General features: G+C 51.5%; 19 protein-coding genes and 2 pseudogenes. 16 read left to right on the forward strand and 5 right to left on the reverse strand.

The genetic code is table 11. The features are described from left to right. Positions 1-101: 101 nt before the first annotated feature. From ENN68_05290 to ENN68_05310, 5 genes are all read left to right on the forward strand, one after another. Positions 102-1,607 carry a monovalent cation/H+ antiporter subunit D family protein gene (locus tag ENN68_05290; GenBank protein HDS45492.1) on the forward strand — a complete coding sequence of 502 codons (1,506 nt, stop codon included), beginning with the start codon at positions 102-104 and terminating at the stop codon, positions 1,605-1,607. Further along, on the forward strand, positions 1,604-3,718 hold the full coding sequence (locus tag ENN68_05295) for an NADH-quinone oxidoreductase subunit L (GenBank protein HDS45493.1): 2,115 nt from the start codon (positions 1,604-1,606) through the stop codon (positions 3,716-3,718). Before ENN68_05290 ends, ENN68_05295 begins: the two co-directional genes overlap by 4 nt. Beyond that, on the forward strand, positions 3,719-5,245 hold the full coding sequence (locus ENN68_05300; GenBank protein ID HDS45494.1) for an NADH-quinone oxidoreductase subunit M: 1,527 nt from the start codon (positions 3,719-3,721) through the stop codon (positions 5,243-5,245). It begins immediately after the preceding gene. A gap of 14 nt (positions 5,246-5,259) precedes the next feature. Next, positions 5,260-6,795 carry an NADH-quinone oxidoreductase subunit M gene (locus ENN68_05305; protein HDS45495.1) on the forward strand — a complete coding sequence of 512 codons (1,536 nt, stop codon included), beginning with the start codon at positions 5,260-5,262 and terminating at the stop codon, positions 6,793-6,795. 140 nt (positions 6,796-6,935) lie between these two features. Further along, positions 6,936-7,595: an MBL fold metallo-hydrolase gene (locus tag ENN68_05310; protein ID HDS45496.1), complete on the forward strand. Its 660-nt coding sequence runs from the start codon at positions 6,936-6,938 to the stop codon at positions 7,593-7,595. Positions 7,596-7,740: 145 nt separating this feature from the next. On the opposite strand, the gene ENN68_05315 is transcribed toward ENN68_05310, so the two are convergent. Continuing rightward, positions 7,741-8,043 carry a hypothetical protein gene (locus tag ENN68_05315; GenBank protein ID HDS45497.1) on the reverse strand — a complete coding sequence of 101 codons (303 nt, stop codon included), beginning with the start codon at positions 8,041-8,043 and terminating at the stop codon, positions 7,741-7,743. Between the two features lie 130 nt (positions 8,044-8,173). Between ENN68_05315 and ENN68_05320 the strand changes: the two genes are divergently transcribed. Next, positions 8,174-8,482 carry a hypothetical protein gene (locus tag ENN68_05320; GenBank protein ID HDS45498.1) on the forward strand — a complete coding sequence of 103 codons (309 nt, stop codon included), beginning with the start codon at positions 8,174-8,176 and terminating at the stop codon, positions 8,480-8,482. Positions 8,483-8,549: 67 nt separating this feature from the next. On the opposite strand, the gene ENN68_05325 is transcribed toward ENN68_05320, so the two are convergent. After that, a complete protein-coding gene (locus ENN68_05325) occupies positions 8,550-9,485 on the reverse strand; it encodes a hypothetical protein (GenBank protein ID HDS45499.1) in 936 nt (311 codons plus the stop codon). Positions 9,486-9,627: 142 nt separating this feature from the next. Next, positions 9,628-10,563, reverse strand: a complete 936-nt coding sequence (locus tag ENN68_05330) for a hypothetical protein (protein ID HDS45500.1) — start codon at positions 10,561-10,563, stop codon at positions 9,628-9,630. A 677-nt stretch (positions 10,564-11,240) separates the two neighbouring features. Here ENN68_05330 and ENN68_05335 point away from each other — a divergent pair. The 7 genes and pseudogenes from ENN68_05335 to ENN68_05365 all read left to right on the forward strand — a co-directional run bounded on the left by ENN68_05335 (position 11,241) and on the right by ENN68_05365 (position 17,877). Further along, complete coding sequence (locus ENN68_05335) at positions 11,241-13,379, forward strand: PAS domain S-box protein (GenBank protein HDS45501.1); 2,139 nt, start codon at positions 11,241-11,243, stop codon at positions 13,377-13,379. 6 nt (positions 13,380-13,385) lie between these two features. Next, positions 13,386-13,769, forward strand: coding sequence for a response regulator (locus tag ENN68_05340; protein HDS45502.1), 384 nt, complete (start codon positions 13,386-13,388; stop codon positions 13,767-13,769). After that, positions 13,766-14,071 (forward strand): transcriptional regulator, encoded by a 306-nt coding sequence (locus tag ENN68_05345; GenBank protein ID HDS45503.1) that lies wholly within the window; start codon positions 13,766-13,768, stop codon positions 14,069-14,071. Before ENN68_05340 ends, ENN68_05345 begins: the two co-directional genes overlap by 4 nt. A 199-nt stretch (positions 14,072-14,270) precedes the next feature. Continuing rightward, a complete protein-coding gene (locus ENN68_05350; protein ID HDS45504.1) occupies positions 14,271-14,609 on the forward strand; it encodes a hypothetical protein in 339 nt (112 codons plus the stop codon). A gap of 53 nt (positions 14,610-14,662) precedes the next feature. Continuing rightward, a complete protein-coding gene (locus tag ENN68_05355) occupies positions 14,663-14,908 on the forward strand; it encodes a hypothetical protein (protein HDS45505.1) in 246 nt (81 codons plus the stop codon). Between the two features lie 37 nt (positions 14,909-14,945). Then, positions 14,946-16,766, forward strand: a complete 1,821-nt coding sequence (locus ENN68_05360; protein HDS45506.1) for a Na(+)/H(+) antiporter subunit D — start codon at positions 14,946-14,948, stop codon at positions 16,764-16,766. A gap of 395 nt (positions 16,767-17,161) precedes the next feature. After that, positions 17,162-17,877: pseudogene (locus ENN68_05365) on the forward strand (hypothetical protein). Between the two features lie 221 nt (positions 17,878-18,098). Here ENN68_05365 and ENN68_05370 read toward each other — a convergent pair. Together ENN68_05370 and ENN68_05375 are read right to left on the reverse strand one after the other, a co-directional pair. Then, positions 18,099-19,643 carry a monovalent cation/H+ antiporter subunit D family protein gene (locus ENN68_05370; protein ID HDS45507.1) on the reverse strand — a complete coding sequence of 515 codons (1,545 nt, stop codon included), beginning with the start codon at positions 19,641-19,643 and terminating at the stop codon, positions 18,099-18,101. Beyond that, positions 19,643-21,172, reverse strand: coding sequence for a monovalent cation/H+ antiporter subunit D family protein (locus ENN68_05375; protein HDS45508.1), 1,530 nt, complete (start codon positions 21,170-21,172; stop codon positions 19,643-19,645). Before ENN68_05375 ends, ENN68_05370 begins: the two co-directional genes overlap by 1 nt. Before the next feature lie 547 nt (positions 21,173-21,719). Here ENN68_05375 and ENN68_05380 point away from each other — a divergent pair. The 3 genes and pseudogenes from ENN68_05380 to ENN68_05390 all read left to right on the forward strand — a co-directional run bounded on the left by ENN68_05380 (position 21,720) and on the right by ENN68_05390 (position 25,326). Beyond that, positions 21,720-23,056: pseudogene (locus ENN68_05380) on the forward strand (IS66 family transposase). Positions 23,057-23,264: 208 nt separating this feature from the next. Further along, positions 23,265-23,465: a hypothetical protein gene (locus tag ENN68_05385; GenBank protein HDS45509.1), complete on the forward strand. Its 201-nt coding sequence runs from the start codon at positions 23,265-23,267 to the stop codon at positions 23,463-23,465. Further along, positions 23,458-25,326: a Na(+)/H(+) antiporter subunit D gene (locus ENN68_05390; GenBank protein HDS45510.1), complete on the forward strand. Its 1,869-nt coding sequence runs from the start codon at positions 23,458-23,460 to the stop codon at positions 25,324-25,326. Before ENN68_05385 ends, ENN68_05390 begins: the two co-directional genes overlap by 8 nt. Positions 25,327-25,338: the final 12 nt, after the last annotated feature.

Consider the following 25,338-nt stretch of genomic DNA (forward strand, 5'->3'; position numbering starts at 1 on the left):
AGAAAACCGAAAGGCTTTTATACGTGGCACAAGTTTCATATAAATCACCCGTGCCACCGGTGCGCTGGCGGAGGGGCGTTGGAGGGCGGGGCGAAAAGCTGATGCCCATAATAGAACAGTTTCCTGTACTCGTAGTGGGGATCTCGCTGCTGGCTGCTTTCACTATTCTAGTTGCCGGCTGGATCACTAAGAAAGCATGCTTCGTTATTTCGGCCGCTACCATTTTCGTTCAGTTCGTCATGTCACTTTTCATCCTCAATCATGTCCTTACGGTAGGAACCATACAGTACTGGCTCGGCGGGTGGATGCCTCCCTGGGGTATAGAATATGTTGTAGATGCGCTCAATGCCTATATATTGGTCATACTGCTCTTCTTAGCATTGCTCTGTGTGTTGTATTCAAAGCGGAACATCGAGCATGAACTGCCGCACAAAATCGTTCCTTATTATGCCGTTTATCAACTGCTCATTACCGGGCTCTGCGGTGTAACCGTGACCGGCGATATATTTAACCTGTATGTTTTTGTCGAGATCTTCTCCTTAGCTGCGTATGCGTTAATCGCGTCTCGGGGTAAAATAGCGCTGAAGGCAAGCTTTACCTATCTCATTATGGGGGCTATCGGTGCATGCTTCGTCTTGTTAGGCATCGGCTTTCTCTATTCGGTAACGGGTACCCTGAATATGCACGATCTCTCGCTGTTATTACCACCGTTATATGGGAATAGAGTAGTGCAAGCGGCGTTCGTCTTCATATTCGTTGGCCTGGGCATCAAGATGGCCCTCTTCCCGCTTCATACCTGGTTGCCCGATGCCCACGCCTTCGCGCCCGCCGAGATCAGCGCCCTGCTATCCGGTATCATCATCGAGGTCTCGACCTATGCATTTATCAGGATCACCTTCTCCGTCTTCACGCTGGACTTCGTCACCATGTACCTGCCGATCACCACACTCATCTCCTGGGTGGCAGCGATCGCTATGATCTACGGGTCGGTCCTCGCGATCGCGCAGTATAACCTGAAGCGGATGCTGGCGTATTCGAGTGTGGCGAATATGGGCTATATTATGCTCGGTGTGGGGCTTTGCACCTCCACCACGCTCGGACTGACGCCGGCGATGATGCATATCCTGAACCACGCACTGATGAAAGCGTGCATGTTCCTGGCTGCGGGCGCGTTCATTTACAAGTTCGATCTCTGGGAGATAACGGATTTCCGCGGGCTGGGCAGGAAAATGCCGTACACGAGCATTGCATTCATCTTAGCGGCCCTCGCGATGATCGGTATGCCGCCGAGCGTGGGCTTCGTCTCGAAGGTGTATTTAGCCATCGCATGCCTGGAAGCAGGTCAATTCCCCTTCATCGCACTCATCTTCTTCAGCACGCTGCTCATGGTCTTCTATTTCTGGCGGGTGATTGAATACATGTATATTCGGGTAGGCGAAGAGGAAGAAAAAGAAGTAGAAATACAGGAGATACCCCGGAGTATGCTCGTCCCGGTGGTCGTCCTCGCACTGCTCTGTTTCATCATGGGGGTTATCTGGATTCTTGGGATACCCTTCCCCGTGATGGATGCGATTAATGCAACATCTGGACTCGGGGTGATACCATGAACGTTATATTTGCGTGGTTATGCTGGATCTTCCCGCTGATCGGGGTGCCCCTGGCTCCTCTTTTAGCCAAGATCCATCCGAAGCTGAGGGATTACGGCGCTATATTTCTCTCATTCCTCGCCGCGCTCTCAGCCGTGATGCTCATACCTTATCTCTTCCGTCTTGAAGAGCTGCCCATTGATAGCTCAATCTCCTGGCTCACGGTGCCCATAGAATTGAACTTCGGCGTTCTTGTGGATCCCGTAAGCATCCTGATGGCGAATGTCGTTGCGGTAATCAGCTTCTTCATCATGGTCTACTCCTATGGGTACATGAAGGGCAGCCCGTCCTTGACCCGGTGGTGGGTCTTCATGAATTTCTTCATCGGCGGCATGCTCCTCCTCGTGCTCTCGAACAACCTGCTCTTTCTCTTCTTCGGCTGGAAGATCGTGGGGCTCTGTAGCTGGGGGCTGATCGGTTTCTACTATCTGGACGAGCAGAAATACTGGATTGGCGGGCCTCCGCCCACACGCTATATAACACCCTCACATGCGGGGTTGAAGGCGATGGTGGTGACCTCAGCAGGGGATCTCCTTCTGCTCGGCGGGATCCTGATTATCTATGCCTATGCACACACCCTGAATATCCTGACGCTCTATGACACCGCATCGATATGGATACCGGAGATGGCTCAGTCCTCGGGCTTGATCACCCTCACGGTGGTGCTCCTTCTCGCAGGGCCTGTCGGTAAGTCCGCTCAGTTCCCACTGCACGAATGGCTTCCCGAAGCTATGGCCGGACCGGGACCCGTTTCCGCACTGATCCATGCAGCAACCATGGTTAAGAGCGGCGTTTATCTCGTCGCCCGGCTCATACCTATCTTCTTCTTAGGCTATTGGGCGGCGGGCATCAATGAGGCCTTCACGTTCTTCATCCTGGTAGCGTGGATCGGAGCAATCACGGCCTTCGTTGCTGCTACTCAGGGTATGACTGCCGTGGAGCTCAAGAAGGCGCTCGCATTTTCGACCGTCAGCCAGATTGGCTACATGATGCTTGCTCTCGGCGTGGCGGGCTTTACTGCCTCCAGTTTAACCGGCGGGTTCACCTCAGGATTATCGCATCTGTTAAGCCATGCGATGTTCAAGGCAGCCCTCTTTCTCTGTGCCGGGTCGGTCATTCACACCGCAGGCTCTATCTATATGACGGATATGGGCGCCCTCAGGAAGTATATGCCCTACACCTGGCTGTTCATGTTCATTGCCTCGCTCTCGCTGATGGGCGTTCCGCCTCTGCCGGGCTTTTGGAGTAAAGACGCGATTCTCGCGTCCGTATGGGCAACGCATAATTATCCCTTATTCCTACTTGCGCTGATCACCGTCGCTATCACTGCGTTCTATACGTTCCGCTTCGTCGGGTTGACGTTTTACGGAAATAAGAGCGAGAACGTGGAGCAGCGCGAGGAAAAAGGCGCGCATCTTGGTGAACCCCACATTACCATGGTGGCTGCCTGTGGCATTTTAGCCGTACTCCTGGTTCTTCTCGGGCTCACCTTTTCCGTTGTAGAACCGTTACTGGAAGGGGGATTCGAATATAGTCTGGTGGAGAAGCTGCATCTGCCCGTGGAGCACCATGGCGCGCATTCTCTTGTGCCGCCAGTACTCTCGCTCATATTCATCGCGCTGGGTGCTGTTCCCGCGTATTTACTCTACATCTCGAAGCGGCACAATCCAGATGGTACGTTGAACGCGCTCTTCGAGAAGTATCCGGTGATGAAGACGCTCCATAAGTTCTTCTGGAATAGATGGTACATCGACAGCACCTATTACAAGATCTTTGTCGATGGCACCATCAAGCTGCTTCCCATTGTGGTCAATCGTATTGAAAATCCACTTGATAACACGTTCCACGCTAAAATCCCGGCCTTCTTCTATTTCATGGCATTCCGAGTCGTAAAACCGTTCGAGAACGGTCTGGACAGAGTGTTCCATCGAATGATACCCGCTATCCCCGGGAAGCTCATTGATCTGGTGAAGTACCTCCAGACCGAGAGGGGCGTTATCGGATTCAATTTACTCTACGTGCTGCTCTTCTACATTTTCGTCCTTCTGCTCATACTCTGGGTGGTGATCTGAATGATGCCGTATATTCTCCTCCAAATACTGATACTGCCCGTCATAGCAGCCGTATTCATCTTACTGAGCAGGTACCAGTTGGGCAGAAAGGCCGGCTGGATCGCAGGCCTCACGCTCATCTACACCACGGCGCTCCTTTGTATGGTGGGCATTCGGGTAGCTCAAGGTGAGATAGTCTTTGAGGCATACCCGTTTGGGCCAACGCTGAATTTCAATCTGTTAGCCGATGGGTTGAGCGTACCGGTGGCATTGATCATGAACCTGTGCTGTCTGGTTCTGGCATTTTACTCGATACACTACGTGGATCACCGCATAGAGGCGATATACGGGGAAGTGGATGAACGGACGTGGCTGATGTATTACACCCGGTTCTTCTTCCTGTTCCCCTTCTTTGCCACGGGGTTCATGGGTATCGCCTTTTCTACGAACCTGCTCACGATGTACTTCTTCATGGAGCTCCTGACCATTATTCCGCTTTATTTCATTATGGCCCAGTTTGGCTATTCCGATTACATCGAGCGGTATAAAGTAGCCCTCATGTGCCTCTTCTGGGGGATAGTCGGGGCGACCCTCTTCCTGTTTGGCATCCTGCTGGCATACACCCGGAATGGCAGTCTTGAAATCGCCGATTTACAACTCCTTTCCGGCGATCCCGTAGCTACCTGGGTAATCTTTCTCATGCTGCTGGGGCTGTTCACGAAGCTGGCGGTATTTCCATTTCACGTCTGGATGCCCTGGGTGCACGCCGAGCATCCCACCTGCATCGCGGGTTTGCTTGCCGTATACGCGAATATCGCGGCGTACGTGGTCGTGCGGGTACTCATCCTACCACTCTACAGCGACTTTAAGGTCTTTGGCTTACCTATGATGGTGGCCGCACTGGTCACCATGGTCTATGGGTCACTCCTCACGCTGGCGCAGACAGACGTGAAGCGATTCGCGGCGTGCTCTACGATTAGCCAGATCTCATACTCGGTCCTCGGGCTGGGAGCGCTCACCATTATCGGTATAGAAGGCGGGATCTTTTACTTCCTCAGTCACATTATGGGGAAGGCCCTCCTCTTCTCCACTGCGGGAATACTGGTGTATACCACAGGAATCAGGGACACGACCAGGATGGGTGGATTGGTGGCGAAAATGCCCATAACCACCGCGCTCTGGTTCCTGGGCGCGATGATACTGTCCGCGATACCGCCCTTAAGTGGGTTTACCGCGGAATGGATACTGTTCACCGGCGTGTTTACGTTCGGCATACCTGCATTTCCGGTAGGCCGTGCAGTCGCGATTATGAGTCTTCTCGCAGTCCTGTTAACCGCGGCCTATACCTTCACGATGGGCAAGAGGATTTTCTTCGGGCCCTTGAACCCGGAACTGGCAGATAATACGAAGATCAAGGACCCGCCATTAACGATGAGTATCCCGCTCTTCATAGTTGCTCTTGTATCCTTCTTCCTGGCCGTGTATCCCCGGCTTATTATCAATCTCTTCCACTCGGTGATTGGGCCCGCACTGGGAGGTATGATCTAAAAATGGCCATACCAGTGATACCCTATACGCTGCTTCAGACCTTGATGGTGCCCGCACTAGCCGCACTCATCATCTTTCTAACGGGGCGCAAGATCGGGCGAAAAGCGGCGTTGATCGCGAATGCAGCACTGCTCTACACCACGGCGCTGCTCTTCATAGCGGCCATCAGAGTCTCCCAGGGTGAGGTGATAGTCGAGGAGTATGTGTGGGTGCCCCAGGTGATTCTGGCGGGCACCGGTTTGCGGGTGCCATTTGGACTCCTGGCTGACGGGTTGAGCATACCGGTTGCGTTGATCATCAATATAATCTGCACAGCGCTTTCCTTCTACTCACTGCACTATGTAGAACACCGTGCTGAGGTGCTCTATGGCGAAGGGGGGGAAGCGGAAGAACTTCTGTACTATAATCGGTTCTTCTGGCTCTATCTCCTCTTTCCGATCGGGTTTATGGGGATCTGCTTCTCTACAAACCTCATCCTCATCTATCTCTTTATCGAAATGCTCGTTGTGCCCCTCTACTTCATCATGGGGTTCCTCGGGTATGTCGAGCGCTTCAAAGTAGCTCTGATGTGCTTCTTATGGGGCGTTGTAGGTGGATTGTTCGTCCTGTTCGGCTCGCTCCTGGTATATACCCAGCTCGGTACCTTTGAGGTCTCGCAGCTGGGACTACTCGAGGGCAATCCGTTCGTCCGCTGGATCGCATTACTGATTATACTCGGCGTATTTACGAAGATGGCGATCTTCCCGCTGCACGTGTGGATGCCCTGGGTCCACGCGGAGCATCCGACGTGTATCGCGGGCTTGCTTGCCGTTTATGCTAATATCGGCGCATATGTCATGGTCCGCGTGCTCATCATACCGCTCCATAACGATCCCAACTTCCTCTGGTTCGGCATCCCGATCATGGCTGGTGCGCTGCTCACCATGGTCTACGGCTCTCTGCTTACGCTGGCGCAGACGGACGTGAAGCGATTCGCGGCCTGTTCAACGATCAGTCAGATCTCCTACTCAGTCCTCGGGCTGTTTGCATTCACCGTGTATAGTGTCGAGGGCGGCATGTTCTACTTCATGAGCCACATCCTCGGTAAGGCCATCCTCTTCTCAACTGCGGGTATCCTGGTTTACGTGACGGGGATCAGGGATATGAACAAGATGGGCGGACTGGCCTCGAAGATGCCCATCACCGCACTGCTCTGGGTATGCGGCGCATTAATACTTTCCGCGCTGCCACCCTTGAGCGGGTTTGCGGCAGAGTGGGTCCTGTTCACCGGGGTCTTTACTTTTGGCGTGGGTGCCATGCCTCTTGGCCTGATCATCGCTATTTTGAGTATATCCGCAGTGCTCCTGACGATTGTGTATACCTTCGCCGCGGCGAAGAAGATCTTCTTCGGACCGCTCAAGCCGGAACTCGCTAACGACGCGAAGATCAAGGATCCACCGTTAACCATGAGTGTCCCGCTTCTCATCCTGGCGGTCATCTCGATCATCCTCGGACTGTATCCCCGCATCATCTTAGAGCTCCTCCATTCCGTATTGGCCGTATTAGTGTAGCCGTATTAGTGTAGGTATGTGGGCTCCACGCAAGCAGCAGGCACTACTACCCCGCATGCAGGTATAATATCCTGAATCACCATCCTGCGCACGGTCAACAGGAGGAGCGTACCCTACTACGGAATCACCGGGAGAAGGACGTGAACGTGAAGATCGTGTATGATAGTGAAGCGAAAGAAGGCTTCATGCGTGACTGGGGCTTTTCTTGCCTGATCGAGCAGGGTGTGTGGAAGATCCTCTTCGATACCGGTGCTTCGGGCGCGATCCTGACGCATAACCTGAACCAGTTCGGGGCGCAGGTTGAGGACCTTGCGATTATTGTGCTCTCACATAAGCACTGGGACCACATCGGAGGGTTACGAGCGGCGCTTCATCCCGGGGTTGCGGTCTGCCTTCCCAGCTCGTTCCCCCTCAGGTTGAAAAAAGCGATCGCGAAGAAAGCGGCGCTCGTCGTCGAAGTCTCGGAACCGAAGGAGATCATTCCTGGCGTGTATTCGACGGGCGAAGTCGGCAGACCGGTCAAAGAGCAGTCACTGGTGCTGAGGACGAGCGATGGCGAGGGCGTCGTGGCGGTGGTCGGCGGTGCGCATCCCGGGCTTGAGCAAATCATGGCAGCAGCGAGGTGTATCGGTGACCTCCACGGCATCATAGGCGGTTTTCATGGCTTCAAGCAGTTGGAATTACTACGCGACTTGAAGTTGATCATGCCCTGCCATTACACCAGGCGGCGGAAGGAGCTCCTGCACCTGTATCCGGAGACCGCAGTTCGATGTGGCGCGGGCGCGGTACTCACTCTCTGAGTGAAGCCACGCATACTTCGCGTCGTTCGCTCCCGCCAAGTGGCTCTTACCTGCTTCCCGCGGGAACTCGGGTGCCTGTGCTGTGCGGTGCGTCGGTTGGCAAACAAACGAACACGATGAGGAAGCAATCGAGCGCTTAGCTTCGTTAAAGATAGTTCTTATAAATGCCCTTGAGCGATTTGAGCGTGATCTTCCCCCCAGCAGGGTCGACAAAAGCAAGCAGCGTCCTACCGTTGAAGAGGAAGAAGTCATCGCCGCATTTCGCCTTGATCTCCTCCATGCTCTTGCTGTCAAAATAGATCCGCTTCCCCCGCTCATTACCCGCTTGCTGGACCGAGACGATCAGTTCGATAATCCGGTCTTCTCGCCCCTCGTCAGCCAGTTGATCGGCGCTCAGCTCAAAGGTATCCCGCTCCCCATAACCCTCATACTCTTCTTCTCGCATCATCTTCTCTTCTCCCTCCACGCGTTGTATCGGCCCTGTGGTCTATAGATAGAAGAGAAAGCTTTAATAAAAATAGTACGCGCACGAAAGTCGAAAGTTTTATATAGTGAAACCCCTTAGATAGAGAACACCGGTGAACCAGGGGGGGATGGTGGAGTACGTGTCACCGCCCCGGGGAATACCGAAGGAGGCGTTAGTTAATATGGGGAAATTCATGGGTGCGCTGAAGTGCTTCATGAAACGGCCAGCGGATGCCATGCGGATCATGCTCAGTTTAGAACCCCATGAGTCGCGTGCGGTGGAGGCCATCAAGACGCACTGCCCGGGCATCGAGGTGGAGAAATTGGGCCTGTACCTCGGGCTTTTCCTCGCGGTTCTCCTTCTGGCCTGCGGGGTGGCTGCATATATCCTCGCACTGGTTTACAGTATGGGTGGGCTTTAATCCGCGCGCGGTGTGTGTGTGGTTAAGCGAACAAGTAGTAGCTAGCGTAGCGAGGATAAGCACGGGTTTAACCTGCAGTGCGGGTTCCAAGCGGCACGATATAGTCCGCGCTGGCCTTTTCCAGGGATTTCGCTACCATCATCGCCGTGAAATAGAAGAGCACCAACGAGAAGAACCCGAGATCGCCGAAGAGTGAATCGAGTGGTGCGAGCGCTTCCCTGAAGCCGTCCGTCTTCACCAGACGATACCAGGTCATGCTGTAGTACATCAGCGCGTAGATGTTCAGAGTTCCCAGGGCGACGGCGAGCCCCTGCACGAGTCTGGATAGCGCTATCCGGTTTCTCGTTTTTACGGCTAAGGCGCACAGATACCCGATAAGAAACCAGCCGATGATGAGGAGTGCAATGCCCGAGGCCATGCTCTCCCCGATGGTCAGCGTATAGTCAAAGCTGATGACCGTACGCCAGAGGAAGGCGAGCCCGATCAACACCACCAAGGTCCGGTCATCGGTTATCGCTTTGAATATCCTTTCTCGTATGCCCTGATCCAGCAGCCCCGAGGGCGAAACGAGAAACCGATACCCCTCCTGCATCTGCTTCAGATACTTCGTTGACCACAGGATCGCCGAGTAGGCCACCACGAACGTAACGTATCGTGCGTCGCGAACAATGAAGTCCAGGGGCGGGTACGCCTCCTTGTGCAGTAAGCCTGCCCACCGCAGCCCGTAATAAATGAGAAGATACCCATTCAGGACAAGAAGAACGAGGCTGATCCGCTGATAGAGCGTCGTTGAGACCGGCCAGCGTGTCGGTTGACGGGACTGGGCATGGGTATAGCTGAAGCAGATCCAGCCCAGCAGGAAGAGTGAAAGGCCTGAGCAGATCGATTCCCAGAGCACTTCTGTCTGGTCGAGGCTTACAAGCATCCGCCATACCAGTGCCAGACCCGGGAGTACCGCCACTATTCGTATATCCTTGAGCGCTTTCGCTATCAGTTCGCCCATAGTCCTCTGGCTGAGGTCGTCATTAAGCCAGATAGGCGGAAGAGGAAGATGGCCGCCGCGATCAGAGCTCCAAACTGGGTACGAGTTCTTCCCGGCGTGTGTGGTACCAAGTAGCTACGCCTGGCGTGGGTGGGCTCGGTGCTTACGTCGCCTCTTCCTTCTTGATGAGGAATTCGCACTCTACAGCCGCCTTCTCGAGCCACTTAGAGAGTACCAGGGCGGTAGTGTAAAAGATCACGAAGACGAAGTAGCTGATGTCGCGGAAGACGAAATCGAGTGGTAGCAGGATCTCATCGCCGACGATTAGTAAGCGGTACCACCTCATGCCGTAGTAAACGAGTACGTACAGATTGATCGCCAGGAGCGCAACCGCAATCCCATGATAGATCTTTACCATATTTGGTCGGCTGATCACCCGTCTGGCTAAGGAGCTCAGATAACCGAGGAGTATCCAGCCCAGGATGAACAGCGCTATGCCCGAGACCATACTCTCCCAGAGCACGATCTCCTGGTCAAGGCTGACGAACGCGCGCCAGAAGAAGGCGATCGCGATGATCACGATCGCGGTCCGCTCATCGGTAAAAATTCTGAACATTGCTGCTCGTATCGCGCCCTTGCGCATTGTGGGCACTTCCTCGGTGAGCAGCAGGTAATTATCGTGCATCTTCTTCAGGTACCGTGCCGCCCATATCAGGCTACAATAACAGAGCACGAGCATCACGTACCGCACATCGTGCAGGAGGCGATCGTACGGCACCCCGAGTTCGACGTGGAGTAAGTGCAACCAGGTCATGCCATAGTAGACGAGCACGTAGATATTGATGGCCGCCAAGCTCACCGCAAGGCCCTGGAACATCTTATTCGATACGAGCCAGCTCGTCTCTTTGCGTGAGAGGCGGTAGAGGTACGCGAAGATGAGCCAGCCGAAGATGATGAGTGCACTGCCCGAGATACTGCTCTCCCAGGGAGCAATCGCGGGCCGGTGGCTTGCGTACCGCCAGAGCAGAGCGAGCAGAATTATCGCGAGCAAGGTGCGGCTATCCATCACCCACCGTTCGAATGATTCTTTTAGTGGCATCCGTATGTATCTTCTCCCGTCCGCCTGCGGCGCCCCTTCCCCGCGGTGTCACCGCCTTCATCTACACCACGGGTTTCACCAGATCAAAAGATGGGTTGCTTCTGCCCCTATATATACTTTTCTATTTCCGCCCCCGTCGCTCCGTGAATTCCCTCTGATCTTCGACAGCAGGACGACGGTGGAACGGGTGAGTGAGCGTGCGGGTGCTCTTCACCGCCTTTAAGTTCCAGCTTTACCAGCTCAGCACCCTCAAAGAAGCCGGGGGGATGGGATACCGGGCCGCACAAAAGTGAAGGGATACGCTGGATACGCTGGATCTGGGGGATACACCCGGTTAACTGCGTGGTGGACCTAGATAGTGCGAAGTTCTTTGATACGGGAGCAGACTATGCAGGAAGTTTTTTATGTAGATATGTTCTACTAGTACCTGCAGCTTCATAGCTAACAGTAAACAACATCAGCGAGACCGATTGTTATTCAAGGTGGAGCTACGAGGAGCGTGAGGGAAAACGCAGTCCCGAAAGCTTGTAAAAGCGGCGGACGGGATAGCGGGTGTGGGGTGACATCACGTGCGAGGGATAGTTGAGGATATCACACGAAGTTATTCGGCACATGCGGCTTAAATCTCATAACAGCTCTACGTATAAAAAGAAGAGGAATAATGATTGGATACCGGGATGTGGACAATGAAGAAGCTAACGGTAAAAGGAGTACTTATATTGTCTTTCACCGTAGCATGTGCACTCCTGGCCTTATATCTTAATATCTTCAAAGGTGAAACAAGGGTTTATCCCCATCTCTTTTATATCCCGGTCATTTTAGCTGGCATGTGGTACGGTAAGAAGGCTATTTACGTTGCTCTATCTCTCACTGCGGTCTATATTCTTGCAACGTATTATTCGCTGGCTCCGATCTCGATCGATGTGTTAGAACGGAGTGCAATTCTTTTGGTGGTGGCGTATATCATCGGGCTGATAAGCGAGAAAAGGGCACAAATGGATGTGGAGCTGAAAGAGACGAAAGATTATCTGGACGAGATCATCAAGAGTTCTGCGGATGCGATTGTCGTAGTAGACATGGAGGGCATAGTGCGTTCCTGGAACAAAGCGGCGGAAGGCTACATGGGTTATACCGCAGCCGAGGTGATCGGAGAAAGCAACACGAAATTCTTTGCTGATCCTGAGGAAGCGGATAGGATAATGGAGCGCGTGCTGCGAGATGGAGAACTGAAAAATTACCGGACAATCGTGTTAAGCAAGGATAAAAAACCGGTACACATCAGCATGTCAGCAGCATTGTTAAGAAACAAAAATGGCGAGTCGATCGGGACCGTGCGCGTGAGCAGGGATATCACCAAAGAGGTGGAGCTGGAGCGGAAGATAGAAGCGGAGCGGGATAACTTGAATTTTATCTTTGATAATATGGTTGACGGCATTTACATTGTCTCGAGCGACTGCAAAGTGGAGTTTATGAACAAGGTTCTGATTGATGAGTTTGGCGACCAGGTCGGTGGTATTTGCTATGCAGCGTTTCATAACCGTTATGAGCCCTGTCCGCGGTGCAAGAATCCTGAGGTACTTACTGGCAAGACGGTACGCTGGGAGTGGCATTCTCGGAGGAAGAACAAGACCTATGACCTCATCGAGACGCCGCTGAAGGATAGTGATGGCACACTCTTAAAACTAACGATATTCCGCGACATTACTGCGCGGAAACGAATTGAGGAGGAGTTAAGGGCCGCAAAAGAACGGTATCGGGTAATCTTCGAGCACACGCTCACTCCCTTATGTGTGATTGAGGATGATAATACGCTCTCATTTGTCAATACAGAATTCGAGGCGCTGAGTGGGTATTCACGGGAAGAACTCGTGGGTAAAAAATGGATTGATCTCATTGCTGAGGGTGACCTGGAAATGGTGCGGAATTATTGCGATGAACGGCGAAAAGGGGGTGCCGCAGCATGCTGGTTCTTCAAGTTAGTTAGCCGTGAGGGCGCAATAAAGTACGTGAATGCGTGTATAGAACCGGTTCCGAGGGAGAAGCGGTGCATTGCTTCATTGCTCGATATAACAGAACTAAAGCAGAAGGAGCATAAGCTGCAGGAGACGTGTGAACGACTCGCGGAGCTGGACATGATGAAGCGGGAATTCCTCAACGTTGCATATCATGAGATGCGGTCCCCGCTCGCGCCGATTATCGGCTATGCAAGTATGCTGGAGCCCAAACTTGCTGATAAGGAGAAACGATATATTTCTATTATAGAACAGAGCGCACGAGAACTTGAGGAACGGATCAATCATATGTTGGAACTCGCCCGCATTGATGGTAAGAAGGTGGAACTGACTCTTGGGGTGTTAGCCGTACGCGACGTTGTAGAGAAGGCGATTAGGAATCTTGAACCCGCAGCGGAGGCGAAAAAACAGGAAATCTCCACCTTCGTCCCTCAGATAACAATTCCCGCGGATGAGCAGAAGCTGTATGCCATTTTTACCAACCTGATCTCAAATGCGATCCGATACACACCCGAAGGGGGGAGGATCGATATTGTCGTTGAGGATAGGGGAGAAGATATCTGTGCGTGCGTCGCTGACACAGGGCCCGGGATTCCCGCTGAACATCTGCCAAAGATCTTTGAGCGATTCTACATGATCGACACCTCGCTGACGAGGAAGTCCGGAGGGCTGGGTCTGGGGTTGTCCATCGTCAAGGAGTACGTCAAGCTGCACGGCGGTAGAGTTTGGGCGACCAGTGAACTGGGAAAAGGATCAAAATTCTTCTTTACGTTGCCCAAACGAGAGATAACTAAGGAGGAGTGATATGAGATGAAGAAGAGGATATTGATTGTGGAAGATGCGCCCTATATGCGCGAGATGCTGGTTGAGATGTTAGAAGAGCAGGGGAGCGACTATGAAGTGGTGGGCATTGCGGTTAATGGCAAGGAAGCGGTAGAGAAGTACAAAGCATTGAAGCCCGACATCGTAACCATGGATCTGGTGATGGAAGTGATGGATGGGATCCAGGCGATAGAGGAGATAAAACAATATGACCAAAAGGCCGTGATCCTCGCAATCTCCGCATTGGGTGCGCCTGAGTACCGGGACGCAGCGATGAGAGCCGGGGCAGATGGATACCTCTGGAAACCGTTCACGGTGAAGAATTTGACCGATGAACTTACAAAACTGGTCGTGGAACAACAAACGAAATGAGCGCGGAAGTGGGGTTTGAGGAGATACTGCGCGCTCTCAGAAGGAGCAGAGTGAGGACTGAGATTCTGATGTATCTCTATAAACTGTATCCCCGGGCCTCCTATCCCGCGGAGATTTCAAGGAACACTGGCATCGATTCTACGAACATCCTCGGCGGATTGAGAGGGATGAGCAGTAGATTTGATGAGTCAAGTTCTCTTCTCAAACTGGGGATTGTGGAGAAGATAGAACGTGGGGATGTCACCTATTACCGGCTTTCAGAGCGTGGAAAAGCCTTAGTAGAGAGCCTGCAGAAGGCTTAGATTGTGCGGTTTCCTCATTTCAGGTGCTTTTTAACGAGTAAGGCATCTCCCTTCTAACTTTCCACAGAAACATATCTTCACCCAAAACCTATTTATAAAAGTAAAAACCGAAAAGCTTTTATAGGCATACATGCATACTAACATATGCAGGTGTATATGTATTTGAAGGCGGATGGATGAATGGCGGTGAGGAAGAAGCGTGAAAGAAGAAGAAGAAACAGCGGTAAAAAAATCGGCGGATGCACCCCCGTCTCTGAGACGGAGTCGAGTGAGGAGTGAGATTGTGATGTACCTGTACAGTAAGTACCCGAAGGTGTCGCATCCTGAAGAAGTTTCCAGGGACACGGGGATCGATCTCAAAAATGTCCTCTGGGGATTGCGAGGGAACGGCGGCTGGTTCAAGGAGTCAGATGCCCTGCTCAAGCAAGGCGTGGTGGAGCAGGTAGAGCACGGTGGTTCGACCTACTACCGACTAGCAGAGCGTGGTAAATCGATGATCGAGAGCATGCATAAGTCTCAGGCGAGGATAAAAAGGTGAAGGTGACGGGGGGTGCCCCGGATATATATATAAAAAAAGAGGAGGACGAAAAAATGGGAATACAGGGTATTTTGGAGTCGTGGAAATGTTTTGGCAAGAACCCGGCACTCGCTACCCAGGTACTGATCGCTACTGCGATGCTGCCTTCTAATCCCGTGCGCTATGTGCTGGAATTAGAACGGCAAGGCTACTTAGAAGATACCCAAACCTTAGCGATGGGGACTGCGATGCTCTACTCGATTGCGTTTGCCGTCTCGTATGCGGTCTTTTCCATGACCTATGGTCTGCTGTGGATATGACGGCGTGAAGTGTACGTAAGGAGAAGGGAGGCGAAGAATGACTGATATAGGGAGCATACTGAACATACCTCCTGCGCTTATTTATTTCGCAGGCGCTACAGTAGTGCCTCTGGTGGGTAAGGGTAAGGCACGGAAGCTTTATCTCATCGTCTTAGCTGCGCTCGGGTTGCTCGGGGTGGCTCTGCTCAAACCACAGACCTCATGGGGATTCGCTGTTCTCCCGGGACTTGAGCTTATCTTCCTTCACGCGGATCCTCTGAGTCTCATCATGGGCTATGTATTCGCGATCATCGGTGCTGCCGCGCTGCTCTATTCGTTAGAGGTAACAAAGGAGACCGGGGAGTATATCTGTGGACTCCTGTACCTGGGAAGCGCGCTGGGTGCGGTATTTGCGGGCGATTTCTTCACGCTCTACATCTTCTGGGAGATAATGGCCTTCTCTTCTCTTGGCTTGATCTGGTATAGTAAAACAGAACGGGCGACGAACGCAGGGATGCGCTATATCCTATTCCATCTCTTCGGCGGGTGCGCTCTCCTCGGTGGAATAATCATCCAGTATATGAACACGGGTTCCATCGCGGTAGGACCTGTCGAGCCTGGTATGGGATATTTGCTCTTGCTGATTGGAATCGGCGTGAATACCGCCTTCATACCACTGCATACCTGGTTACCAGATTCATATCCCAAGGCAACGATTGCGGGTGCGGTATTTATGTGTGTGTTCACGACAAAGGCCGGGGTATATGTACTTGCACGGACCTTCCCGGGTGTAGAAGCAGTCGCATACATGGGCGGATTGATGTGCCTCTATGGGGTTACCTTTGCACTGTTACAGAACGATGTGAGGAAACTGCTCTCGTACCACATTGTGAGTCAAGTTGGCTATATGGTAGCTGGAATCGGAATAGGCACGTATGTCGGGATAAATGGCGGTATAGCTCACGTATTTAACCACATTCTGTATAAATCGCTCCTGTTTATGTGTATGGGTGCCGTGATCTTCGCAACGGGTAAGTACAACCTTACGGAACTCGGGGGCTTGGCAAAGAAGATGCCAATCACCATGATCACGTGTATTATCGCGGCATTCTCTATCTCTGGCGTGCCGGGCTTCAATGGATACGTGAGCAAAGGTATGGTAATCCACGCGGCGGAACTGGAAGGAATGCATATCCTCGCACTTGCGCTCATCGCAGGTTCGGTGGGTACGTTTCTGTCGTTTTTAAAACTGATGTATTTCACGTTTCTCAGGAAGAACGATGAGCTAGAGGCTAAAGAAGCACCGTGGCCGATGCTCATAGCGATGAGCGGTATCGCTTTCCTCTGCGTTGCGCTGGGTATCTATCCACACGTACTCTACGGAATACTGCCTTACGCAGAGACAGCGTCCCACTATCACGCATATGCCTTTGGGCATACCATCGGCACGGTGGAGTTATTGATGATTACCGCAGTGGGGTTCTTTCTGTTGCAATTCGTATTCTCACCGCATGAAAGGATAACGTACGACATAGATCATATCTATAGAAAGGCGGGTAGAGGATTCATATGGCTCTGTGAGCAGCCGTTAGTGACTGTTGCGGAATTCATTGACAAGGGCTTGTTGAGAATCGCCGATGCAATTGTATGGTTCAGCAAGAATCCAACGGCAGCGTCAAGGATTATGGTTGCTATGGTTACTACGGTGGTGCTGAGAACCGTCAATCCCACCTACGGACGAGATCTTGAGAAGCTCAAGCGGCAAGCTATAGAAGAGCCGATGGTAAGCGTTAGCTTAGGAACTGCAGTGCTCCTGGTACTCATAATGTTCACACTCTATTTGGTCATTTATTTGACTCACGGGGTGCTTTGGGTGTAATTGCGATCTGAAGTACGTGAAAAAGTGCTGAGAAGATGTCCGTGGGAAAACCTTACTAAAGTGCGCCGAGAAAGACCATGCTATCCAGTTTGGTGAAAGTCCAACCTGAGGAACGGTTAGCCACCACCTCAGAACTGAACCCTGCATCCAGTCCGGTAACGGGCTGTGGTGAAGCCAGGGGGATGGGATACTGGGCCGCAACGCAAGTGAAGGGATTGAGCCCCGAAATAGTTAGTGTGTCGGCGGCCGACGCGGTTTTAGTAGCGGAAGGCAGCACTCTCATCGCCGTTAGTCCAAATCTTCCGTCTTGGAATAGAGCAGGGAGCTCTGGGACGTGGCGAGGCGATGCGAGCCCGACGGGGTCCGAGACCGTGCCACGGTATCAAAGGGATAGTATGGTAACTCGGGAGGCCCAGCGTGCTCTCCTCACGGAAGTATGCGGTATCAAGCCTATAAACGGTAAGATAGTGCAGACGGCACGCTGGGAGTCGGACCAGCTCATAGTACCGAAGAAGCAGGGTAATGCCTGTGGAGAGAAGGGGCTGGTAGGGGCGCGAGGGACCGGCGGGGAGCCACCCCCCATACCCAGAGATGGGCACGGGGTGTCAACAAAACTGCGGTCCATAACGCTGCGTGCTAGAGAAGATCCAACGTGCAAGTTTACGTCATTAGCGCACTTACTCACGGCGGATTTTCTCACGGCATGCTTCCGGGAGCTGAAGAGGGACAAAGCTCCCGGCATTGATGGGGTAACCGGTAGGGATTATGAAGCGAAGTTGGATGAGAATATCGGCAATCTGGTAGCGAGATTGAAGGCGAAGCAGTACCGACCACAGCCACTCAAGCGTGTTTATATCCCGAAACCGAATGGAGAACGAAGACCACTGGGAATCCCCGCAGTCGAGGACAAGACAGTCCAGATGGCGCTCAAGAAAATCCTTGAGGCGATCTATGAAGTGGATTTCTGCGATGTCTCGTACGGATTTCGGCCCAATCGCAGTTGCCACGATACGCTGGATCTGGGGGATACGACAGTATGACCCAACCGGTTAACTGCGTGGTGGACCTAGATAGTGCGAAGTTCTTCGACTCCGTAGACCAAACGGTCTGATGGACTGCCTAAAGCAGCGAATAGTAGACCTGAGTTTGCTGCGGATCATCGCCCGCTTCCTGAGATCAGGAGTAATGGAGAACGGCGCTCCTGAAGAGCCGGATGAGGGAAAAACTCACGTCCGGTTCTGTGAGGGGGCTCATGGTCACCTCGGAGCCATTACTCCAACAAGAGGTAGGCTATGAGCTCTACTCGACGCGCATGTAGCGCGTTAATCACTGTTATGTAATCACATTTTCCACGGCAATCCCCACAAGCTTATAGATATACAGTGATAGTATGTCCACGTACGGTGAGAATATCTCGACCGGCCTCAGAACGAACGCTAAAAAGAAAATAACAGAAAAGACTGCCGTGATTACTAGCGGAATGAGCATAAAAAGTGGTGCTTCTTTTACCGCCGCCTCCGCTCCTTCAGGTTCCTTGAAGAACGCAGTGTGTATTATGGGGAAGAAGTAAACGACATCGAGCAAGGAAGATACTAAAAGCACAAACAAGAAAATCATCAGTATATCCCCACCCTCTAATGTCCCCAGGCAAAGATACCATTTACTTATGAAACCCACTGCAGGTGGAATGCCGATCATTCCAAATGCGGTTATGGTAAATGCGAGCATCGTTCTCGGCATGATCTTTCCCACGCCGGCCATCTCACTTATGTCTCTCTTTCCCGTAACGACCATTATCGCACCCGCACAAAGGAACAAGGTTATCTTCATGTAGCCATGAAACGGAATGTGCATCATTGCACCTCGTATACCATCTTGTGTTAACAGCGCCGCGCCCAGAATTATATACGATAGCTGGCTAATGGTGGAGTACGCAAGTCTCCTCTTCAAGTTATCCTGAGCAATGGCAAACAGATTGGCAACAATCATGGTAAAGCCCGCTATACATGCAAGCATCAAGCCGAGCGTAAGGTGTTCGTTTAGTATATATACCTCGCGCATCAAGTCCACGCCGTAGATATAGCAGACCACCCTCACGATACCAAAAACGCCGGCTTTTACCACGGCGACCGCATGCAAGAGTGCGCTCACCGGGGTGGGTGCGACCATCGCGGTTGGAAGCCAGGAGTGAAACGGCATCCACGCAGCTTTCAGGAACCCTAACAAGAAACAGAAGAACAGGATCACCAGGGTTAGTCGAGGTGCGGTACCAAGTGCGGGTATGCCGCCATTCGTAAAATCAGTGGTACCCGTAAGATTGTAGGTCATCATCACGGCGAAAAGGAAGAAGACGCCCGAGGTGAGCAGGTAGGCGAAATATTTACGGCCGGCGCTCAGCGCTTCTGGTGTCTGGTCATGAATAACCAGGGGATAGGTTGAGACCGTTAATATCTCGTAAAAGATGAACATCGTGAACAAGTTTGCGGATAATGCGATGCCAATGGCGCCGAATATCGCGAGAGCGAAGGAGAAAAAGAATCTCGTCTGCGCATGCTCCTTCAATGACCGCATGTAGCCTATAGAATAGAAAGAGACTAATATCCAGAGAGAAGAGGAGGTGAGTGCGAAGATCAGGCCAAAGGCATCCACTTTAAAACCACATGCCACACCCTCGAATACGGTCTGGAAGAACGTGCAGGTGATCACTTCTCCGTCTACTATCCGTGGGAGCATGGAGAGAGCGAGCGCGAACGTTGCTAATCCCGCTGCTATCGTCCATCCCTCCCGTATATTCGGCCTCTTATCGGAGAGCAGTATCAGAGGAGCTGCAAGTGCGGGGCACAGGATCACGAATAGCGGTGTCATCAGTTCTACCATTACAGCAACCCCCCCAGGCCTAATTCAGAGAGCACATCCGCAATGAACGGCAGAGGTATCTTCGTCAGCCATACAATGCCAATAACAATCGAAAGAGCTGCGAGGAGTAACAGCGGCATAAGCATGCTCATGGGCGCATCACTTCCTTTTACCTCGCCGGTCTGTTCTTCCTCATGCTTTACAAAATACATGCGCTCAATGACGCGCCAGAAATAAACGAGGTTGAGAAGACTGCTGAGCAGTATCACAGCCACGAAGACGTAAGCGTAACCGTAAAAAACATCTGTCGAGTGTAAAGCGGCAAGGATTAAGAACAATTTCGTTACAAATCCCGCGCTCGGGGGCACGCCGATCATGGAAATCGCCGCCAGGGTAAAAGCAGCACTCGCGTAGGGCATCTTCTTCCCCAAGCCGTCAAAATCCCGGATGTCCCACAAACCGTACTTATAAATAAAGGCACCAGCAGCCATAAACAAGCATCCTTTCATTATCGTATGATTTGAGAGGTGCGCCACAGCGCCGAGGAGACCCCATGAGGAGATGGGTGAAAGCCCTATTCCCAGCACGAAATAGCCCATCTGCGAGATACTGGAATAGGCAAGCATCTTCTTTAAATTATGCTGCATTATCGCAAGCACTGACCCTGCTATGATGCCTATCGCGGCTATCCAGCAGATGGTTATATCCATACCGACGTAACTTCTGATGAACTCGAGCGTGAACACGGAGTAAATGACCCGTACAAGTACATATACGGTAACTGTCGACATTGCTGCCGAGAGGACCACACTAATTCCTGAAGGAGAATAGGTATATGCATCCGGTTTCCACATATGGAGCGGAAAGAGGCCCAACTTGATACTCAATCCGGTAAAGAAGAAAACAAAAGCCGCTTGAACTACTCTACTCCCGTAGAGCGGTGGCAATAACAGCGAGACATCATGCATATTCAGCGAGCCTGTTTCCGCATAAAGGAATCCGACGCCGAGCAAGTAGAAGGAAATACCAATAGCGCCCATTATTAGGTAAGTATACGATGCTCTAAATGCTCTTCCACTTGCACTTGCGATTAATGCATACGCAGTCAGAGATGCTATCTCATAGAAAACATACAGATTGAACATATCACCGGTCAGCACCACACCGCACATTCCCGCGATGAGGAGCTGGAAAAGGGTATAGAAGTGTATATGCTTACCTTTCTCTATCTCGTGCTCCACAGTCCTCTTTGAATATATCGCACATATCAAACCCATAAACAGCACGATAACCAATATATACGCATTCAACGCGTCCACGACATACTCGATACCCCAGGGAGGCATCCAACCGCCGAGCCAATACTGTATGGTTCCTATCGTAAGGACATGATTAAGAATAAAAAGTGACATGATGAACTGAACGGAAATGGCGGCTGCAAAAATAAAGAAGCATGTTTTCTTTGCTTTCCAGCCGACAACTAGAATAGTGAAAGCAGAAAAAACCCCTACGGCCACAAGAAGCACGGGGAACTGTTCGATTAAGGTCAATCTTATCCACCTCTTATTCTTCTTCTTTTTTTGCCTTTCCCCGTCCCTCCCTGATAATCAGTTAACGTGTCACTCGTGCCTCAGCATGTCCCCCCAGCATATCTATGTATGGGCAAAGCGATATTTATATATTTCTCTCTCAATCCTCAATCACCATACGTCGAGCATTTGCATCCCCTCATCGCCTCATCGGGCGTCGCTCTCCGGGAGATTGTCCATCCTGAGTGGAGCGCTAACACGAGCCATAAGCATCCGGCGTCTTCTGCTTCAGCTCTTTTGCCGCCGCTTCAAAACTGACTGACTCATGAACGAGTCCTCGCGTGTGGAGCGGGTGCAGCCCATATACACTCCGTTCGGTAGTGGGAGGGGCGTTCGGAAGTACTGGCCGATATTCGGTATTTGTATTTGTTTAGCTCCCCCTTCCGATAAGCTTTCCGGAGCTTTTCGATACCCACAAATGCCATCCCCTTTTTCCACAAAACTGGAGTGGAAAAGATGCTTATTTAAATACACGTTTTTATACACCTTTGAGGGGTGAAGTTTGAGCGTGTGGGTAGTAGCGCGGTCAGGCGATTACCAGCAGTTACTGCTCAGGATACAGAAGCTGGAAGAAAGGATAGCAGAGCTGGAAAAAGAGAACGCTGCATTAAGAGCGAAACTCGCCCGGTACGAAAATCCCCATACACCCTCTTCTGCACGACGATTCAAGGATGAGGCGAAGTCATCAGGTTCAAAGAAGCGCGGGGCCCCGAAGGGGCATCGAGGGGCAACCAGACCAAAACTTGAGCCTGACGAGGTAGTGGAAGTTACCGCGGAGCACTGTGAAGCGTGCGGGAGCAAAGATTTAGAGGAGGACGGTGTTGACGCAACAGTGATAGAGGATATTCCACCACCGCCGAAGATCAAAGTCGTGCAGTACAACAGGCATAAGTACCGGTGTCGTACCTGCGGACATACGTTTGAAGCCGCGCATGGAGATTGCCCCACCGAGGGTAGATTCGGCGTGAACCTTCTGGTCTACCTGGCCATGTTGAAATTCAACCTTCGCGGTGTATTACGGCGGATTAGTGATTTCACGGGCCATGTGAACGCCCTCAGCATTAGTCCCAAGGGCGTCCAGGACGCCCTCTTACGAGTAAGCGCAGCTTGCAAGAAGGGATATGCACGTATCTTGCAGCGAATCAGAGCTGCGCCATGGATCTACGTGGACGAAACGGGTATGAGGGTTTTGGGCAAGAACTGGTGGCTCTGGTCATTCAGGACACCTGAGGACGAGGCATTAGTGGTTATTAGGCCTTCCCGGGGTGGAGATGTCCTGGAAGAGATCCTCGGAACAGGGATCACCTGCGCGGGCGTAACCGATGGCTGGCGAGCCTACAACTTCTTCCCGGTTTTGCAACGCTGCTGGTCACACCTGGTACGGGAAGTGGATGCGTTCGTGAGAAAACCGGCGGTACGGAACTCTCAGAGAGCATTCATGGAAGATACAGGGCGTTGAAGGAGTACCTCGGAAAAGATCCTCCCGCGTCAATGGAAGATCGGAAAGAGCAGAAGGAAGTGTGGGATAGAGAAATGGCAGAGTTAGTGGAGCACTTCAGCCCGTTCAAAGACCTGAAGAAGCCGATAACGTACATCAGAAACGGCTTGGAAAACTGGTATACCTGCCTCCTCTATCCCGGGATGGAGCCAACTAACAATCTCAGCGAGCAGGTCATCCGCGAGCATGTACTCATGCGGAAGATCATCGGTACCTTCAGATCTGGGAAGGGTGCGGAGTATTACCAGTACATCGCTTCCCTCGTCGCAACATGGCGATTGCAAGGAAAGGACATCTACAACGAGCTGCAAACGTTACTCGCACACGAGCTCTGGAGACAGAGCTAAACAAATACCGGTATTTTAATATGTGGTAGTACAAATAGTATTTTGCAAGTCCATGTTTTCGGATGGCAGGTAACACTGACGAATGCGGGGCTCACGTGGCTCACAATCCGTCTAAGGTCCGCCTTTTTCACCATGAAGAACGGCTGTGTGGATCTCTGCGGTAACGGAGCGCTGTGTGCCAAGGGGTGTAGTGGTAAGGTAAAGAAGCATGGATAAAAAAGTACTGAAAGGATTGCTCATACTGCTCGTGTCTATGGTCATAGTGGTATCAGCACTATTCGTATTTATCGTGGACTGGCATTCAGAGTACTTTACAGGCGTTCTCTATGGCGCGGCAGGAGTTGCCCTTTTCATGCTCCTCGCGAAGATATTATCCTTAATCCAAAAGGAGGGTAAGCAGGATGATTGATTTTGCTCTACCCCCTTTTATCATTATCTTCTTAGGTGCCGCGTTAATCCCCCTGCTTGGAAAGGGTCGCGCGAGAAGGATTTTTCTTGTTGCTTTGGCAGTTCTTTGCCTGGTGAACGTTGCGCTACTAAAACCCCAAACCGGCTGGATATTGCCTATTCTGCCTGGCGTTGATTTGATACTTTTGCAGGCTGATAGACTGAGCTTGATCATGGGGTATATATTTGCACTCGCGGGTGGTGCTGCACTAGTATACTCAATCAGCACGGTAAAGGAGGCTGGGCAATACGTCTGTGCGTTGTTATATATAGGAAGCGCCTTAGGTGCGGTATTTGCCGGTGACTTCTTCACGTTATACATCTTCTGGGAGATAATGGCGTTCTCCTCTCTGGGATTGATCTGGTATGAGGGTTCGAGGAGGGCGAGAGATGCGGGGATGCGATATATTCTGTTTCATCTGTTTGGTGGAGCTGCTCTTCTTGCCGGGATAATCATGCACTATGTGAATACAAACGCCATCGCCCTGGGGCCTGTGGAACCCGGCGTGGGATGCTTTCTATTGCTCATTGGGATAGGAGTAAACGTCGCATTCATACCACTTCATACCTGGCTCCCCGATTCATATCCCAAGGCAACGATCGCCGGCACCATTTTCCTGTCTATATTCACGACGAAGACAGGTGTATACGTGCTTGCGAGGACATTTTCGGGTGTGGAAGCGGTAGCATACATGGGTGCCTTAATGTGCCTCTATGGCGTTATATTTGCGATACTACAGAACGATGTGAGAAAACTCCTCTCGTATCACATTGTGAGCCAGTTGGGTTATATGGTCGCCGGGGTGGGGATGGCATCTGGTATAGTAACTGAGATAGCGATAAATGGCTCAATTGCACATCTCGTCAACAATCTGTTGTTCAAGACAACGCTGTTCATGTGCATGGGCGCAGTGATATATACGACGGGAAAAAATAACCTCACAGAACTTGGCGGACTGGCGAAGAAGATGCCGGTGACGATGGTAACCTGTGTGATTGCGGCTCTTTCTATCTCCGGTGTTGTGGGGTTTAATGGCTATGTGAGCAAAGGGATGGTAATCCACGCGGCTGAATTATTGGAAGGCGGGCATACCGGGGTTATTCTTACAACCGTGTTAACCCTGGGTTCAGTAGGCACGCTCATATCCTTTTTAAAGCTCACGTACTTCGCCTTTTTCAGTAAGAATGAAGAGATAGCAGCGAAAGAAGCGCCATTACCCATGCTCGTTCCAATGTGTCTTACCGCTTTTCTTTGTATCGCTATCGGGGTATACCCCAAAGTGCTTTACGCACTCCTACCGTATCAAGAGGCAGCGTTGCACTACCACGCATACGAAGTGGGCCATACATTTGGCGTTATTCAATTGCTGCTCATGACCGTTTTTCTGTTCTTCTTGCTGGGCTTCTTCGCGCCTCATAATAAGATAACGTATGACATAGATTATCTGTATAGAAAGGCGGGTAGAGGATTTATATGGTTCTGCGAGAAACCATTAATGGGTTTTGCACATACGGTGGAAAATGTTGTTTTGAAAATCGTAGATATGCTCGTCAAGTTCTTCAGGAATCCAATGAGAGGGCTCAGAGTGATGATTAACCTGACGGGTGTAACGCTGATTAAACCTTTTGTTTTACTGTTCAACTTGATAATCCATCCGCTATATAAGTATTACGAGCGAGATTTGGAGAAGATAAAGAGTCAACCAATTGAAGAACCAATGACAAGCGTAAGCATAGGAACTGCAGTGCTCTTGGTGCTGCTCTTTTTCGCTTTATATTTGATCGTAATGCTTACACACGGATGGCTTAAACATATACCTTAACTCTTCCACGCT

Source organism: Methanomicrobia archaeon, from assembly GCA_011049045.1.
Lineage (GTDB): Archaea > Halobacteriota > Syntropharchaeia > Alkanophagales > Methanospirareceae > JACGMN01.

What these genes read in the sequence shown, in the direction of transcription:
- ENN68_05390 (HDS45510.1), top strand. Translation starts at nt 23,458, where the DNA reads ATGATTGATTTTGCTCTACCCCCTTTTATCATTATCTTCTTAGGTGCC.
- ENN68_05315 (HDS45497.1), bottom strand. Translation starts at nt 8,043, where the DNA reads ATGATGCGAGAAGAAGAGTATGAGGGTTATGGGGAGCGGGATACCTTT.
- ENN68_05330 (HDS45500.1), bottom strand. Translation starts at nt 10,563, where the DNA reads ATGCCACTAAAAGAATCATTCGAACGGTGGGTGATGGATAGCCGCACC.
- ENN68_05360 (HDS45506.1), top strand. Translation starts at nt 14,946, where the DNA reads ATGACTGATATAGGGAGCATACTGAACATACCTCCTGCGCTTATTTAT.
- ENN68_05385 (HDS45509.1), top strand. Translation starts at nt 23,265, where the DNA reads ATGGATAAAAAAGTACTGAAAGGATTGCTCATACTGCTCGTGTCTATG.
- ENN68_05340 (HDS45502.1), top strand. Translation starts at nt 13,386, where the DNA reads ATGAAGAAGAGGATATTGATTGTGGAAGATGCGCCCTATATGCGCGAG.
- ENN68_05345 (HDS45503.1), top strand. Translation starts at nt 13,766, where the DNA reads ATGAGCGCGGAAGTGGGGTTTGAGGAGATACTGCGCGCTCTCAGAAGG.
- ENN68_05355 (HDS45505.1), top strand. Translation starts at nt 14,663, where the DNA reads ATGGGAATACAGGGTATTTTGGAGTCGTGGAAATGTTTTGGCAAGAAC.
- ENN68_05290 (HDS45492.1), top strand. Translation starts at nt 102, where the DNA reads ATGCCCATAATAGAACAGTTTCCTGTACTCGTAGTGGGGATCTCGCTG.
- ENN68_05300 (HDS45494.1), top strand. Translation starts at nt 3,719, where the DNA reads ATGATGCCGTATATTCTCCTCCAAATACTGATACTGCCCGTCATAGCA.
- ENN68_05295 (HDS45493.1), top strand. Translation starts at nt 1,604, where the DNA reads ATGAACGTTATATTTGCGTGGTTATGCTGGATCTTCCCGCTGATCGGG.
- ENN68_05325 (HDS45499.1), bottom strand. Translation starts at nt 9,485, where the DNA reads ATGGGCGAACTGATAGCGAAAGCGCTCAAGGATATACGAATAGTGGCG.
- ENN68_05335 (HDS45501.1), top strand. Translation starts at nt 11,241, where the DNA reads ATGTGGACAATGAAGAAGCTAACGGTAAAAGGAGTACTTATATTGTCT.
- ENN68_05370 (HDS45507.1), bottom strand. Translation starts at nt 19,643, where the DNA reads ATGGTAGAACTGATGACACCGCTATTCGTGATCCTGTGCCCCGCACTT.